General features: G+C 65.8%; 16 protein-coding genes. 14 read left to right on the forward strand and 2 right to left on the reverse strand.

Translation table 11 applies throughout. The features are described from left to right. The first annotated feature begins 443 nt into the window (after positions 1-443). The 7 genes from R5W23_RS13110 (at position 444) to R5W23_RS13140 (ending at position 6,847) form a co-directional block, all read left to right on the forward strand. The gene (locus R5W23_RS13110) at positions 444-689 is read left to right on the forward strand and encodes a hypothetical protein (RefSeq protein WP_320686701.1); all 246 of its coding nucleotides are present in this window, start codon (positions 444-446) and stop codon (positions 687-689) included. 46 nt (positions 690-735) lie between these two features. Beyond that, entirely contained in the window at positions 736-1,878 is a 1,143-nt protein-coding gene (gene lpxB, locus R5W23_RS13115; RefSeq protein ID WP_320686702.1) for a lipid-A-disaccharide synthase, read from the forward strand. A 90-nt stretch (positions 1,879-1,968) separates the two neighbouring features. Further along, positions 1,969-2,652 carry a metal-dependent transcriptional regulator gene (locus R5W23_RS13120; protein ID WP_320686703.1) on the forward strand — a complete coding sequence of 228 codons (684 nt, stop codon included), beginning with the start codon at positions 1,969-1,971 and terminating at the stop codon, positions 2,650-2,652. 230 nt (positions 2,653-2,882) lie between these two features. Continuing rightward, positions 2,883-3,035 (forward strand): hypothetical protein, encoded by a 153-nt coding sequence (locus R5W23_RS13125; protein WP_010041382.1) that lies wholly within the window; start codon positions 2,883-2,885, stop codon positions 3,033-3,035. A 134-nt stretch (positions 3,036-3,169) separates the two neighbouring features. Further along, positions 3,170-3,997, forward strand: a complete 828-nt coding sequence (gene hisF / locus R5W23_RS13130) for an imidazole glycerol phosphate synthase subunit HisF (protein WP_320686704.1) — start codon at positions 3,170-3,172, stop codon at positions 3,995-3,997. A gap of 62 nt (positions 3,998-4,059) precedes the next feature. Next, a complete protein-coding gene (locus tag R5W23_RS13135) occupies positions 4,060-5,250 on the forward strand; it encodes a type IV pilus twitching motility protein PilT (RefSeq protein WP_010041379.1) in 1,191 nt (396 codons plus the stop codon). Positions 5,251-5,464: 214 nt separating this feature from the next. Then, entirely contained in the window at positions 5,465-6,847 is a 1,383-nt protein-coding gene (locus R5W23_RS13140; RefSeq protein WP_320686705.1) for a WD40 repeat domain-containing protein, read from the forward strand. A 30-nt stretch (positions 6,848-6,877) separates the two neighbouring features. On the opposite strand, the gene R5W23_RS13145 is transcribed toward R5W23_RS13140, so the two are convergent. Then, entirely contained in the window at positions 6,878-8,263 is a 1,386-nt protein-coding gene (locus R5W23_RS13145) for a PQQ-binding-like beta-propeller repeat protein (protein ID WP_320686706.1), read from the reverse strand. Between the two features lie 300 nt (positions 8,264-8,563). On the opposite strand from R5W23_RS13145, the gene ffh reads away from it, so the two are divergent. The 6 genes from ffh to tyrS all read left to right on the forward strand — a co-directional run bounded on the left by ffh (position 8,564) and on the right by tyrS (position 13,610). Continuing rightward, the gene (gene ffh, locus R5W23_RS13150; protein WP_010041376.1) at positions 8,564-10,009 is read left to right on the forward strand and encodes a signal recognition particle protein; all 1,446 of its coding nucleotides are present in this window, start codon (positions 8,564-8,566) and stop codon (positions 10,007-10,009) included. 154 nt (positions 10,010-10,163) lie between these two features. Further along, the gene (gene rpsP, locus R5W23_RS13155; RefSeq protein ID WP_261190091.1) at positions 10,164-10,496 is read left to right on the forward strand and encodes a 30S ribosomal protein S16; all 333 of its coding nucleotides are present in this window, start codon (positions 10,164-10,166) and stop codon (positions 10,494-10,496) included. Between the two features lie 23 nt (positions 10,497-10,519). Then, the gene (trmD, locus tag R5W23_RS13160) at positions 10,520-11,224 is read left to right on the forward strand and encodes a tRNA (guanosine(37)-N1)-methyltransferase TrmD (RefSeq protein WP_407936123.1); all 705 of its coding nucleotides are present in this window, start codon (positions 10,520-10,522) and stop codon (positions 11,222-11,224) included. 51 nt (positions 11,225-11,275) lie between these two features. Continuing rightward, positions 11,276-11,782, forward strand: a complete 507-nt coding sequence (gene rplS, locus R5W23_RS13165) for a 50S ribosomal protein L19 (RefSeq protein ID WP_010041370.1) — start codon at positions 11,276-11,278, stop codon at positions 11,780-11,782. A 3-nt stretch (positions 11,783-11,785) separates the two neighbouring features. After that, positions 11,786-12,253 (forward strand): YraN family protein, encoded by a 468-nt coding sequence (locus tag R5W23_RS13170; protein ID WP_320686707.1) that lies wholly within the window; start codon positions 11,786-11,788, stop codon positions 12,251-12,253. A gap of 127 nt (positions 12,254-12,380) precedes the next feature. Continuing rightward, entirely contained in the window at positions 12,381-13,610 is a 1,230-nt protein-coding gene (tyrS, locus tag R5W23_RS13175; protein WP_320686708.1) for a tyrosine--tRNA ligase, read from the forward strand. A gap of 30 nt (positions 13,611-13,640) precedes the next feature. Here the strand turns inward: tyrS and R5W23_RS13180 are convergent, their stop codons facing one another. Next, positions 13,641-15,041: an amidohydrolase gene (locus R5W23_RS13180; RefSeq protein WP_320686709.1), complete on the reverse strand. Its 1,401-nt coding sequence runs from the start codon at positions 15,039-15,041 to the stop codon at positions 13,641-13,643. A gap of 136 nt (positions 15,042-15,177) precedes the next feature. On the opposite strand from R5W23_RS13180, the gene R5W23_RS13185 reads away from it, so the two are divergent. Beyond that, complete coding sequence (locus tag R5W23_RS13185) at positions 15,178-15,372, forward strand: hypothetical protein (RefSeq protein ID WP_109570900.1); 195 nt, start codon at positions 15,178-15,180, stop codon at positions 15,370-15,372. Positions 15,373-15,414: the final 42 nt, after the last annotated feature.

The raw sequence follows: 15,414 nt of genomic DNA on the forward strand, positions 1-15,414 counted from the left end.
AAAATTGTTACAAATTCGGACCACTGACTGGAGTCAGGACGGGCGCATAAACGGCCTCGTTTCGCGCCTCGTGCTAATCCTCAAAAGCTACCGCAGTAAATGTTGCCCGATTTTGGTTGGCATGTGAATTCCGGTTGACACATCCCATCCGTCGGGTACGTTTAGAAACACCCGTTCATCCCCGAGGATCGCGATAAACGCGATCGGCCAGGACGGCCGCGGATGCTTGGCTCCAGCCGCCCCCCACTATTGGCTGTGAGGCACCGCAGATGTCGAATTCAGTAAACGTTCCGCAACCCGCGGCCGCTGAACCTACAAACGGTTCCAAGTCCGGAACCACGCCCTTCCCCGCCGACCGCCGCAAGCGCAACATTCCCGTTGCGACGGACCGGCGGCGCGCGGAGAACGCCGCGGCCAAACGGAAGAGTAGTGAGCGGCGCCGGTTGATCGATCCGACGACGTGCGAGCGCGACTACTCCGACGACGAGACCGAGTTCATGAAGGCGATGGACCGGTACAAGCGCGAGAACCGGCGCCCGTTCCCGACGTGGAGCGAAGTGCTTGAAGTTCTTCGCTCGCTCGGGTACCGTCGCGTCGCGGAGACCACCGAGCTGCCCGGGCGCGGGGCCGGAAACGCTGTGGCGGGGGTGGATGCGTCCGTAACGACGCCGCCTCCCGCCAAGGGGTGAGCGCACGCCCGTCCGGTCAACTGCTTGCTGGCAAGGATGCCGCATCATGAAGGTTTTCGTCAGCGCCGGTGAGCCGAGCGGGGATTTGCACGGCGCGAACCTCGTTCGTGCCCTTCACGCCCAGGCCCCAGACACGCACGTCACCGCCTTCGGTGGCGACGGGATGCAGGCCGCCGGTGCGGACATTCTGTTCCCGCTCCCGAAGTTCGCAGTCATGGGACTGCGGGGCGTCGTCCAAGCGTTGCCCGCGCTGTTTCGCATCGGCAACCTCGCGATTCACCACATCCGCACGCAGCGGCCCGACGCGGTCGTCATGATTGACTACCCGGGCTTCCACCTGGAACTCGCCAAACGCATCCGCGATTTCGGTGTCCCCACCTACTTCTTCGTTCCCCCGCAGATCTGGGCGTGGCGGTCCGGGCGCGTCCGCACCGTGCGGAAGTGCTTCACGGGCGTTCTCACGGCGCTGCCGTTCGAGGACGAATGGTACCGGAAGCGCGGGGTGCAAACGCACTACATCGGCCACCCGTACTTCGACGAACTCGCGCGACAGCGCCTCGACCCCGATTTCCTGGCTCAGGAGCGGGCAAAGCCAGGGGCGCGGGTGACGCTGCTGCCCGGTTCGCGGAACAGCGAGATTGCCGCCAACGCGCGCACGATGCTCGCCACCGCGCAGAAGATCCACGTGGCCCGCCCGGACGTGCGGTTCCTCGTCGGGGCGTTCAACGCCACCCAGGCCGAAGCGGTCCGCGCGCTGCTGCCCGCCGGGTTGCCGGTCGAGATCCACGTCGGGCGCACGCCAGAAGTGATCGAACTCGCGGACGCGTGCCTCGCCGTTTCGGGTTCGGTCAGCCTCGAACTGATGTACCGCGCCAAGCCGACCGTCGTGATGTACTGCGTCGGACGGGTCGAGGGGTGGGTGCTGAAGCAGCTCATTAACGTTAAGTACATGTCTCTCGTCAACTTACTCCTCAACGAGCCGCTGTACCCCGAGTACCCCACTTGGCACGACCGCTCGGCCGAAATGGCGGGCGATATCGTGGGCTGGCTCAACGCCCCCGCGCGGCGTCAGGCGGTCGTCGATCGCCTGATCGCGCTACGGTCCCGGGCCGCGGTCCCGGGCGCGTGCGACCGCGCCGCCGCGTTCCTCGTGGGGAACACACCGCAGGCAGCGCTCCGCGCCGCGTGAACCGGCCCGATTCACGAACTCATCACCGCCTTTCCGTGTCCGTTCGTTATGATGAGCGGTGGCACACCTCACGGATTCGGAGCCCCCGGCATGGCCGAACAATTGTCGCCAGCCGTTCAAGACTATCTGAAAGCCATCCACATGCTCGGCGGCACCGATGAGGGGGTGCCGTCCGGGAAGATCGCCAGCGCGCTGGGGGTGAAGGCGCCCTCCGTCACCGGGATGCTGAAGCGGCTCGCGGACGCCGGCTGGATCGAGTACTCGGCCGGCGAGGGCGCGAAGCTGTCGCCGGGCGGGCGGACCGAAGCGCTGCGGGTGATCCGGCGGCACCGGCTCGTGGAGCTGTTCCTCACCAAGGCGCTGAAGCTCGACTGGAGCGAGGTGGACGCCGAAGCGGAAGCGCTGGAGCACGCCATTTCGCCGCGGCTCGAGCAGGCGATCGCCGATTACCTCGGCGAACCGCACGAGGACCCGCACGGGCACCCGATTCCGTCCAGCTCCGGGGTGCTCCAGGCGCGGAACTTGAAGCGGCTGTCCGAGTTCCGGGCGGGCGACATGGTGGTCGTGCGCGAGGCCCAGGACGACAACCCCGACCGGCTCCGCCGCTGGCAGCAGCAGGGGCTCACGCCCGGGGCCAGCGTTCACGTGCTCTCGTACCAGGAACTCGACGACCTGTTCGAGGTCGAAGTGGGCGGGCGCGTCATCCGCCTCGGCAGCGAGGGTCTGGACGGGTTGCGCGGCGAGGTCATTGTGACCCCGGCTGAAGCCCCCTAGCGCGCCGTCAACTTCCCTGAACACCCGACCGGTCCGGCGGTGCCGGTTTCAGCGGTCGCGTTAACAGTGCAGAAAAACCCTTCACTTCCGGGCTTTTCACGCATCGGTTTTTCCCCCCGCGCCGGTTGCCCCGGTCGGCAAGTGACCTACGGTTCTGGCACCTCCGGGCCGCTCGCCCGCGAACGCCCCGCACCTTAAAGTCGCTTTCCGTTCGATTGGGGAGACCACCCGTGTTCCAGTTACTCGCGTGCAACATCGCCTGCCTGACCATCGCCTGTCTGTATTACGGGTACCGCGACGTTTACCTCCAGCACCGCAAGCGCCAGCAGCTCAACGACCGCGTCGCCTACATGCTCTGGGTCGCCGCCAACCGGATCGACTGACCGGCCCCGCCGCGGGGCGTCTGCCCCGGTTCGTGTTGCGGTGTGCGCGGGGGCCGATTGACCGCACGGGCGCCGCCCGGTACGATCACATCAGACTCTTCTCAACCCGCCCACGCGACGAAACCAAAGGTTCGATGTTCACCAAGCGCATCATTCCGTGCCTCGATGTGGATCGCGGGCGCGTGGTGAAGGGTACGAATTTCGTCGGACTCCGCGACGCCGGCGACCCGGTCGAGGTGGCCCGGCGGTACGACGAACAGGGCGCCGACGAGCTCGTGTTCCTCGACATCTCGGCCAGTCACGAGGGCCGGGCGATCATGCTGGAGATGGTGCGCCGCGTCGCGGAGCAGATCTTCATGCCCTTCACCGTCGGCGGCGGCATCCGCACCCTCGACGACGCGACCCAACTCATCCAGGCCGGCGCGGAAAAGGTGAGCCTGAACTCCGCGGCCGTTCGCACCCCCGAGCTGATCGAGCAGGTGAGCCGGAAGTTCGGCAACTGCGCCACGGTGGTGAACATCGACCCGAAGCGCGTCCCGCGCGCGGAATTCCGCGCGCGGAATGAGAAGCTCGGAGCGGCGTTTACTCCGGTGACCGCGGACGCGGCCGACGGAGCGGTCTGGGAGGTTCACGTCAACGGCGGCCGGGTCCCCACGGGCCTGGAGGCCGTGTGGTGGGCGCGGCGGGTGGTCGAGCTGGGCGCCGGCGAAATCGTCCTCACGTCGATGGACGCCGACGGCACCAAGAACGGGTACGACCTCCCGATGCTGGCCGCGGTGAGCCGCGCGGTGAACGTGCCGGTGGTCGCCAGCGGCGGGGCCGGGAGCCCCGAGCACCTGCGGCTCGCGTTCGAGGCCGGTGCGGACGCGGCGCTGGCCGCCAGCATCTTCCACTACAACGAGTACTCGATTCCGGACACCAAGGCGTACCTCGCCTCGAAGGGCGTGCCCGTGCGCGTGTAAGCCCGCCGCGCGGCCGCGGAACTGATCGTGTCATCTCATTCTCGTTCGCCGAGGAGCCACCGATGCCCCCCGCTTCGCCGCCCCCGCCCCCCGCGCCGTACGTGCCGATCCCGATCAACTCGCCGGAGCCGGGGCTGAAGGTCGCCACCAGCGTGCCCGGCGAGCCGCAGATCAACCAGTTGTTCCGCACGGTGATGCTGCACAAGGGCTCGGACCTCCACCTGAAGGCCGGGCTGCCCGGGATGATGCGGCTCCGCGGCGTCATCCAGAAGATGAACACGCCGGTGCTGACGCAGGAGACGCTCGAAAAGCTGATCTACCCGATCCTCCGCGAGAAGGACAAGAAGATCCTCGACGAGACCGGCGGCGCGGACTTCGCGCACGTCATCGGGAACGACGAGGCCCGGTACCGCGTGAACCTGCTGAAGCAGCGCGGCAAGTTCGCGATGGTGGCGCGGCTGGTGAACCAGTCGATCCCGTCGTTCGAGAAGCTCGGCCTTCCGGCGACCATCGAGAAGCTGTGCCACTTCGAGCAGGGGATGGTGCTGCTGGCGGGCGTGACCGGGTCCGGCAAGTCGACGACGATCGCGTCGATGCTGGACTACATGAACATGAACGAGGCGCTGCACATCCTCACCATCGAGGACCCCATCGAGTTCGTGTTCACGGACAAGATGAGCGTGGTGAACCAGCGCGAGGTGTACCTGGACGTGTGCGACTGGCACACGGCGCTGAAGCACGCGGTGCGCGAAGACCCGGACGTGATCCTCGTGGGCGAGATGCGCGACTCGGAGACGTTCGAGGCCGCGGTCCACGCCGCGGAAACCGGGCACGTCGTGTTCGGGACGATCCACGCCTCGAACGCGTACAGCACCGTCGACCGCATCCTGGGGCTGTTCCCGCCCAGCCAGCACGGGGCGGTCCGCCAGTCGCTGGTGTTCAACCTGCGCGCCGTGGTGGCGCAGAAGCTGGTGCCGTCGTGCATCCCGGGCGTGCAGCGGGTGCCGACGAACGAGATCATGATCGTCAACCCGACGATCCGGGACATCATCCTGAAGGGCCAGGACGCGAAGCTGCTGGACGCGATCCGGGCGTTTTACAACGAAGGGATGATGGACTTCAACAAGAACCTGGAAGACCTGTGCCTCGGCGGGCGCATCGATAAGGCGACCGCGCTGGAGTTCTCCCCGAACCCCGAACAGCTCCGGATGGCCCTGAAGGGCATCAAGGTCGCGGCCAGCGGCCTCGTGTGATGTCGTTCGCGTGTGGGGGCGGGTCGATCGGCGATCCGCCCCCCACACGGTTCACGTGCTGACGGCGTCTTCACTTCTGCGCCCTGCACCACCGCGGACTCAAATCCTTTCTGAAGGGGCGGCGCGGTGACGCGCCAGTTGCCCCGATGGTGCCCTTTCACACTCAGCAGGAAAACGCGCTCTAGGGTTCGGTCGGACCCCTGGAGGCACGCACATGACAGACAGACAGGTTACGATGATCGCCGTCTTCATGGCCTGCATCCTCGTGGGCGGGGCGGTCCTTGTCACCCGGTTTGAAGCCGAGTTTCAAGCGCTGCTGGGCGGGAGCGGACAAAGCCGGGGCGGTGAACGCGACGCACCGAACGCGCCCGAGAAGCCGGGCTCAGGGGAGAAGTCGGACGGTGATGCCGGCCCGAGCAAGGGGGGCGGCGCGGGTGGAGGCAGCTCTGCGAGTGGCGGTGGCAGCGCCGCCGCAGCCGCTCCGGCCACGGCCTCTGGCGAACTCAAAAAAGACGCGAAATCCGATCCGAGCGCCAAGGCGAAGGCCGACAAGCCACGCGACGCGAAGGTGAATGCGCCCCCTGTGCGTAAAGGGCCTCTGCTCGCCCTGTGGGGGGTGCGCGTGTCGGCCGACGCGAACGCAGAGCGGACCGGCGATCTGCCCGAGAGCGTGGCGGTCGATAACGCCGGCTTCCGCGTACTGGTGCAGACCGCCCGCGCGGTTGACGTGTGGACGCTGGGCGACCCGGCGGCCGTGCGGGTCCGGCCGAAGGACGCGCGGGCGGCGTTAGTCGCTCCGAACGGGGCGCGGATGTACTTCGTTCGCGACGGCAAGCCCGGGTGGAGCCTGGAGACCTGCGAGGCAACCGGCAAGCGCGTCGGCGTGTGGGAGCCGGGCGCCGAACGGGCGCGGGCGTTTGGACCCGCTGGGTTTCACTCCACAACGCACGAACTGACGGTTGGCATCGGGACGGAGGACGGCTGCTCGTTCGACACCATTTCACCCACGACCGGCCAGCCAGAACCAAACCGGCGCCTCGTCCGGGGGACGGACGTGCTCCGTGCCGATCTCCTGTTCCCGCGCAAGAATAAAATGTTGCTCCACTTCCCGACCGCGGCGGGGAGCGACCGCCCGCCGGGACTGTACTCGCTCCTCACGGACGGCACCCTGAAACCAGTCGCGGCGGCTCCGGCGGACCCGGCGGCCCCCACTGCACCGTCGCGACCGGTCGTTTCCAACGACGGTCACCGGGCCGCGGTGCTGGACGGGGCTTCCGTTAAAGTCTGGGACCTCGACAACGATCGGCGGCTGTTCTCCTGGGAACTCCCCTCTTACCGACCGAAGGCGTGCTGGCTCACCGGCGGGCGGCTTGTGGTCGCCGCGACCGGCGGGCTCGAAGCCGGTGCGCCGCCGCGGACCATCCTCCAGATGTACGACCTCGACTCGTTCAAACGGGTGGGGCAGTTCCTGCCGAGCGACTACGCGCTGCCCGAAGCGGTCTTCGCGTTCAGCCCGGACGGCACCAAGCTCGCACTCGCCGACCGGGACGAGGCGGCTCTGGTGGACGCAAGCGTTGCGTTCGGCCCGTCGCGGTGACGGCCCGAACCGCCGCGGGCTCACCGTCTGCTACTCTTTCGCGAGCGAGTAGCAGATCAGCTCCTTGTCGTTCCGCACGAACACGCACTTGTTGGCGAACGCCGGATGCATCCACACTACCAGCCGGCCGCGGCCGGCCATCGTGTTGGTCGGGTCGATGAGGTGCGCCCGGTCCAACTCCTCGTACCCCTTCGGGGTGAGTTTCGCAATGATGAGGTCGCCCTGCTCGTTGAACAGGAAGTAGCGGTCCCCCTGCGGGATCAGGAACGCGAGCCCCCAGCGCTCCTTGTCGCTCGGCTCGTCGCTTTCGGCGATCGCTTTCGGGGTGCGGGCGCCGCGGGTCGCCTTCATGGACTCCCACACCCGTTTGCCGGTGTCGGTCTCGATGCACCGGAGCTGCCCGTAGCTGCACACGCCGTAAATGTGCTCGCCAACCACGACGGGCGTCGCCATGATCGAACTCAGGTCGGTGGTGAGGTCCGGGGTTTCGCCGCGGGCCTTGCTCTTCCACACCACGCTGGCCTTGTCCGCACCGACCTTGAGCAGCAGCGAGCCGTTATAGAACGAGGTCACGAACAGCTTGTCCGCGCCCACCTTGCGCGGCGTCGGGGCGGTGAGCGCGTACTTCACCTCGAACGGCACCCGCCACAGGAGCTTGCCGGTGTCGGGCTCCAACCCGACCACCGCCCGGGTGTGCCAGACGATGAGCTGGCGCTTGCCGCCGAACTCGTAGATCATCGGCGGGCTGTAGCCGAAATCGCCCTGGCAGTTCTGTGAGGCCCAGAGTTCCTTGCCGGTCTTCTTGTCGAACGCAACCACCAGGCGGTCGTTCGTCCCGCCGACGAGGCAGATCAGCTTGTCCCCATCGACGAGCGGGTGCGACGAGAAGCCCCACACCGGGAGGCCGGCGTCGTAGTCCTTCATGAAGTTCTTCGACCAGACCACTTTGCCGTCGGCGACCGTGACGGCTTTCAGGTCCCCCATCGCGCCGAGCGTGTACACCATGTCCCCGTCAACGGTGGGCGTACAGCGCGGCCCGGCGGCGTAGCTGATCGTGTAATCGACCGGGTAGTCCGTGGACCACACCGGTTTGCCGGTGGCGGCATCGAGGCACTGCACGCGCTCCTTGCCCGGCACCCGCGCCCCCTTCGCGAACCCGTCGCTGGGCACTTTCGCCTTTTCGGCCGGCACGAGGTCGATGACGAACACCTTACCGTTCGCGACCGCCGGCCCGGCGTACCCGACGCCGATGTCGGTTTTCCACGCGACCTTGGGGCCGCGGGCCGGGAACTTCTCGACCAGCCCGTCCTCGCGCCAGGTGCCGTCGCGCTGCGGCCCGAGCCACTGCGGCCAGTCCTCGGCGCCCACCGCCCCGGCACACACACCGAACGCGACAACGGTCAGCAACACACGCATAACGTCTCCGGTGCGAAAGCGGGATACCGGCGGCCACGGGCGAACGCGGAAGGCACGGACCAGTGACCGCTCACGTTCGACCGGAGCGGGGCGGTCCGGTGTCGGCCCTGCGGTCCGGACGTGAACCGTTCCGGTTCTGATCTGTGTTTTCTGTAACAACCTGTGGCCGCATTCGAGTCTTTATACCCGCGAGAACGGCCCGGCTTTCGGTCCCGTTGAAGCCGACTCGGCGTTGTCTTAAAGTAAGCTGTCGGCCCCGCGGCCGCCAGCACACTTACGAGCCCCGTCAGGCAGAACCACATGTTCGAAGGCATCACCAAATCGCTCGGCGACGCGCTCAAGAAGCTCCGCGGGCGCGGGCGGTTGACCGCCGAGAACGTGAAGGACGGCCTCCGCGAGGTCCGCCGCGCGTTCCTCGAGGCGGACGTCAACTTTACCGTCGCGACCGACTTCATCGCGCGCGTGGAGGCGAAGTCGCTGGGGCAGGACGTGCTGGCCCGGGTGGACCCGTCCGAGCAGATCGTTAAGAACGTTTACGAAGAACTCGTCGCCCTCATGGGGCCGGTGGACCACAAGATCCCCCAGCGCGCCGACCGGCCCGTCGTGCTGATGCTCTGCGGGCTCCAGGGGGCCGGTAAGACCACGACTGCGGCCAAACTGGCCCTCACCCTCAAGGGCCAGAACCGCAAGCCGATGCTCGCGGCAGCCGACCTCCAGCGGCCCGGGGCGGTCGAGCAGCTCCGCACCCTGGGCGAACAGATCGGCGTGCCCGTTTACAGCGAGGCGACCAACCCGGTCGACGTGTGCCGCAACGCCGTGGCCCAGGCGAAGAAGACGCTGTGCGACTGCGTCATCCTCGACACCGCGGGGCGGTTGCAGATCGACGACGCGCTGATGGACGAGCTGAAGCGCATCGACAAGCTCGTGAAGCCCGACGAGTGCTACCTCGTCGTGGACGCGATGATCGGGCAGGAGGCGGCCAACGTCGCCAAGACGTTCAACGACGCCCTGGAGCTGAACGCCTGCATCCTGACCAAGCTCGACGGCGACGCCCGCGGCGGCGCGGCCCTGTCGATCAAGGGCGTCACCGGGGTGCCGATCAAGTTCGTCGGGATGGGGGAGAAGGTCGACAAGCTCGAGGACTTCGTCCCCGAGCGCATGGCGGGGCGCATCCTCGGCCAGGGCGACATGATGGGCGTGGTCGAAAAGATCGCGAGCATCCAGCAGCAGATGTCGCAGGAGGAGCTCGCCGCCCAGCAGGAGAAGATCAAAAAGGGCGAGTTCACGATCGACGACTTCCGCAAGCAGTTCGAGCAGATCGCCAAGATGGGCATGAAGGACATGATCTCCCGGATGCCGGGGATGTCCGAGATGATCCCCGAGGGCGAGGACCCCGAGGTCGCGCTGAAGCGCGTCCAGGGGATGATCGACTCGATGACCAAGAAGGAGCGTGCCGACCCCGACATCATCGACACCCCGCGGCGGCGCCGCATCGCGAAGGGGGCCGGCGTCGAGCCGCACGAGGTGAACCAGTTCCTCAAGCAGTTCGGACAGGTCCGGGTGCTGATGAAGCAGATGGCGTCGATGTCGCTCTGGCAGCGGCTGAAGATGGTCACCGGGATGGGCAAAATGGGCGCCTTCCTGCCCGGCGGGATGGACCAGATCAAGACCAAGGGCGACACCGGGCACCGCAAGAGCGCCAAGGAGCGGGCCGAAGACCGGAAGAAGAAAAAGAAGCGAAAATAGCTCGCGGCACCGAAAGCCGTCCGTCCCAAGTCGTAAAGTCGATCCCAGGGGCCGCTCCGGCCTTCGACTTTACGACTTGGGACTTTACGACTTTCGACGACTTACTAAGATTCCTGTTCTGGGCAGAATGACGGCATCGTAGGGGATATCGACAGTGGCAGTTCGCATCCGGATGAAGCAGATGGGCCGTACCCACCGGCACTACTACCGCATCGTGGCCATCGACCACCGCCAGCCGCGCGACGGCAAGGTGATCGAGGAGCTGGGCACCTACGACCCGCACGTCAAGGAGAAGGGCGACCGCGTGACGCTGAAGCCCGCCCGCATCAAGTACTGGCAGAGCGTGGGCGCGCAGGCGTCCGAGCACTGCGCCGCGATCTTCAAGAACTTCATGAAGAAGTGGGAAGAGATCGAGGCCTCGGCGGCCGCCAAGGCGGCGGAAGACGCCGCCAAGAAGGCCGCGGAAGCCAGCGCGCCGACCGGCTGAGCTGAGTCCCGATGAACCGCACCATCAGGTTTGACGTTCTGACGCTGTTCCCCGGCATATTTGACGGGTACGTGCGTCAGAGCCTCCTTGAGGATGCGATTCAGGCCGGGATCGTTCAGGTCCATGCCTGGAACATCCGCGACTGGACCCAGAACAAGCACCAGCGTGTGGACGACCGACCGTTCGGCGGCGGCCCCGGGATGGTGCTGAGCGTGCAACCGGTCGTGGACTGTGTGGCGGCCGTGCGGGCCAAGGCGGAGCCGCCCGGCAAAGTGGTGATGCTCACCCCCGCGGGCGAGCGCCTCACGCAGCGGGTGGTCGAGCGGTTGGCCGGAGAGCCGCGGTTGCTGTTGCTGTGCGGGCGCTACGAAGGGTTCGACGACCGCATCCGACAGTTGTTGAACCCGATCGAAATTTCGGTCGGCGACTTCGTGTGCAACGGCGGCGAAGTCCCCGCGATGGTCCTGATCGACACCGTCATCAGGCTGTTGCCCGGGGTGCTGGGCGACGAACAGAGCGCCGCGGACGAGTCGCACAGCGAAGACGGAAGGTTGGAGTACCCGCAATACACGCGACCGCGGGTGTACGAAGGACTGGCCGTTCCCGACATCTTGCTGAGCGGGAACCATCAAGCGGTCGCAAAGTGGCGGCGCGAGCAGAGCGAACTGCGGAGCCGCGAGCGAAACAAACCGGGCGACGCCATTGCGCCGCCCGGGTCCGACAGCTAAGTTCAATGTGACGCGCGGCCGGCACGCGCCGCGGAAAGGGAAAGGTGGGGTATGATCTCGCCCCTCATGCAACTGATCGAAACCGGGACCGTTAAAAACGACATCCCGACGTTCCAGGTCGGCGACCGCATCGAAGTTCACCAGAAGATCCTGGACGGCGCCAAAGAGCGCGTCCAGGTGTTCGAGGGGGACGTGATCGGCCTGAACCACGGCGGCGCGCGGGAGAGCGTGACCGTTCGCCGGTTGGTCCAGGGCGAGGGCGTCGAGCGCATCTTCCCGATCCACTCGCCGCGCATCGCCAAGATCGTGGTCATCAAGGCCGGCTTGGTCCGTCGCGCCAAACTGTACTACCTCCGCGACCGCGTGGGCAAGGCGACCAAGATCCGCGACGACGTCAAGCGGCAGGCGAAGATCGACCAGGACCTGAAGGTCGCGGCGGAAGTCGCGGCGAAGGCGGCCCGCGAGGCGGCCGAGGCCCAGAAGGCCACCGGCGGCGAGAGCAAGTCGGCCGCGAAGAAGCGCGCCCGCAAGGAAGCCGAGGCCGCCAAGAAGAAGTAAGCCGTGCCCGGCACCGCACCCGCACCTGCCGACGACGAAAAGCCGCCCCCGGGCGGCTTTTCGCGCTGGCGGTGGTGGAAACGGTGGTTCGGCCGTCGCAGCGAGCGTGCCGCCGCGAAGTACCTCCGCGGGCTCCGCTATCGTTTGCTGGCTGCGAACGTGAACGATCGGGACGGTGAGCTCGATTTACTGGCGATTGACGGCGAAACGCTCGTCATCGTGGAGGTCCGCTCAACTTCCAGTGCCCGCCCCGACGCGATCGAACAAACCGCCGCCTCGGTGGGCCTCCGCAAGCAGCGGAAGATCACCGAGGCGACGTCGCGTTTCCTGGGCCGCCGACGCCTGCTGGGGCAGATCGCCGTTCGGTACGACGTGCTTGTGATCGCTTGGCCGGAGCACGCCCGCGAACCCGCCGTCCGGCACATCCGTCATGCTTTCGAGTCCACCGGCCGCTTCCAATTCTTTACTTAAACAAATCGATTTCACCGCAGAGGGCACGAGAGAACGCAGAGAAGAAGAGAAGAGAGAGTATTGCTCATTCTTTCTCTCTGTGCCCTCTCGTGCCCTCTGCGGTGAAATCGGTTTTGCGGAGTTAGTGATGTCGTTCCCCCCGGTTGACGAGCAACTTGCAGTCCTGACGCGCGGCGCGGCGCAGTTCGATGGGTCGATGCGCGAGGAGCTGAAGAAGAAGCTCGAAAAGAGCTTCACCAGCGGTAAGCCCCTCCGGGTGAAGTACGGCATCGACCCCACCGGGTTCGACGTTCACCTCGGGCACACCGTGCCGCTCCGCAAGTTGCGCCAATTTCAGGAGTTCGGTCACACCGCCGTTCTCATCATCGGCACCGCGACCGCGGCGGTGGGTGACCCCTCCGGGCGCGACGCGAGCCGGCAGGGCTTAACGACCGAGCAGATCGACAAGAACGCTCAGACGTACCTTACGCAGATCGCGAAGGTGGTCGATGTCAGCAAGGCCGAGGTGCGGCCCAACGGCGAATGGTTCTCGAAGTTCACCTTCGCCGACATGCTGAAGTTGCTCGGGCACACGACGATGCAGCGGATGATCGAGCGTGACGACTTCACGAAGCGCATCAAAGCCGGGGCCGCGATCTACCTGCACGAGTGCCTGTACCCGCTGATGCAGGGGCACGATTCCGTCGAGATCCGCGCGGACGTGGAACTCGGTGGCACCGAACAGCTTTACAACCTGATGGTGGGCCGCGACCTTCAGCGGGCCGCCGGCCAGGAGCCGCAGATTTGCCTCACAATGCCGATCCTTCGCGGCACGGACGGCGAGAAGAAGATGGGCAAGAGCGTCGGGAACTACATCGGGCTGAACGAACCGGCCAAGGACATGTTCGGCAAGACGATGCGGATTCCAGACGCTCTGTTAAAAGAGTGGTTCGAGCTACTTACCGATCGTCCGGAGGCGGAGATCGCGAGCATCGTCGCTGGCCATCCGAACGAAGCGAAAAAAATGCTCGCGTCGGACATTGTGACGTTCTACCACGGTCCCGGTGCCGCAGGTGAAACGGTTGCCGACTGGAACAAGCAGTTCAGCAACAGCGGAGCAAAACAGGACCCTGACAACATTGATGATGTCCGCATCCCAGCCGACAAGATCAAGGACGGTGCGATGCTGGCCGTTGACCTGATTGCCGAAACGAAGTTGACCGCGAGTAAAGGCGAGGCGCGGCGGAAGATCGAGGAAGGGGCGTTCAACTACGGCCCCGACCGCACCAAGCCCGCCGACGTGAAGGCGACGGTCCCGGTCGCTGACGGGCTGGTCGTGCGGTTGGGGCGGAAGATCCTGCGGGTGCGGCTCAACTGAGCCGCACGCGGGCCGTTCGACCGTATCCCGTTACTTCTCTTTCGGCAGCAGTTTCATGGCCGCGAGGCTCATCGTCCGCACACCCGTGCGGATGCTGGGCTCCGGCACCGGCGCGTAAGCGTCGGTGTGCATTCCTGGCAGGCGCGGCGCTTCGGGCTTCTGGGCCGCGTCGTACTTCTCCTGTGAAATGGTGCCGATGAAGTAAATGAAGATCGGCGTTTTGCCCTCCGAATACCGGCTGAAGTCTTCCGCCCCCATCACCGGCTTGCGGTTCCCGCGAACGCTCTCCGCACCCAGAATCTCGCGGAACAGCCCGCCGCACTTCTTCGCCAAATCGATGTCGTTGTAAGTCGCGGGCGTGAACTCATCGAGGCTCACCTTCACTTCCGGTGCGGGCGCGTTCGCGCCAAGAGCGGCGGCTTTGGTGATGCGGTCGATCGCCTTCAACACGCGGTTCCGCGTGGCGGTGGTCGTGGTGCGCACGGTTAGCTGAAGCTTCACCTCGTTGGGGATGATGTTGTGCTTGGTGCCGCCGTGGATCGAACCCACGGTCACCACAACGGGATCGAGCGGGTCGGTTTCACGACTCACAATCGTCTGCAAATCCAAAACAATTCGCGCGGCAAGAACAATCGGATCAATCGTCACATGTGGGGACGCACCGTGCCCCCCCTTCCCTTTCACCAGGATGTCGACGGTATCGGAGTTGGCCATCGCGAGTCCCTCGGAGAAACCAAGGGTGCCTACCGGATAAAGCGGGTCGGAGTGCAGCGCGAGGGCGTAATCGGGTTTCGGGAACTTGCTGTAGAGTCCGGCGTCGAGCATCTGCTTCGCGCCGGCGACGATCTCCTCCGCCGGCTGGCCGATGAACACCACGGTGCCGCTCCACTGGTCTTTCAACGCCGCAAGGACGCGAGCCGTTCCGACCCAGCTCGCCATGTGGATGTCGTGCCCGCAAGCGTGCATCACCCCCACCTCGACGCCGTCGCGGTTTTTCACGCGGACCTTGCTGGCGTAGGGCAACCCCGTTTGTTCGGCGATCGGTAAAGCGTCCATGTCCGTGCGAATCAGTACCACCGGCCCGGGGCCGTTCTTCAGCACCGCGACCACGCCGTTTCCGCCTACCTTTTCGGTGACATCGCAGCCGGTTTTCCGCATCTCGTCTGCGAGCCGCTTGGCGGTATTCACCTCCATGAGCGATAGTTCAGGGTGCGTGTGAATGTGCTGGTAAAGGGCCACGAGGTCCCTGATCTCGCCGGCCAGTTTCTTGTCCACGGCGGCGAGCCGGCTTTGAACCCACTCCGGTTCTGCGGGGTGTGGTTTCGGAACCGGTTGCGCCGGTTGTGGGATGGAGGTCGGCTGTGGTTCGAGGCCGGAAACGGTCAGCACCGAGAGCAGAACGGCGAGCGTGGCGAGCGGGCGGTGGGGCATGGTGGGGCCTTTCGGGTCGGGAGTGAGTCGGGCCGTCGGGGACGTGCGAAACCGGCGGATTTCGGGGTTCGAGGCCACTTGGCGAACGTAAAGTGGATGAGACACTCTGTGTTTGGGTCAATGGGAGAGGAGCATCATGATGTCCGCCAAAACGCTCACAGTCCAGCAGCGCAAGTCGATTTTCCACGCGCTCGTTGAAGTACAGGACTCCAAGACCTTGACGATTGCCGAGTCCAAAAAGCAGGTGGCGTCGCAGTACCACATCACGAAGGAACAACTGGAACTGATCGAGCGGGAAGGGGTTGCGAAGGATTGGCCGCCGCTGGCGTGAGTTAGGCGGCGTGTGGAATCCAGAGGGCCGGGGGCCGCGAAA

Origin of the sequence: Gemmata algarum (genome assembly GCF_034097035.1) — a bacterium.
GTDB lineage: Bacteria > Planctomycetota > Planctomycetia > Gemmatales > Gemmataceae > Gemmata > Gemmata algarum.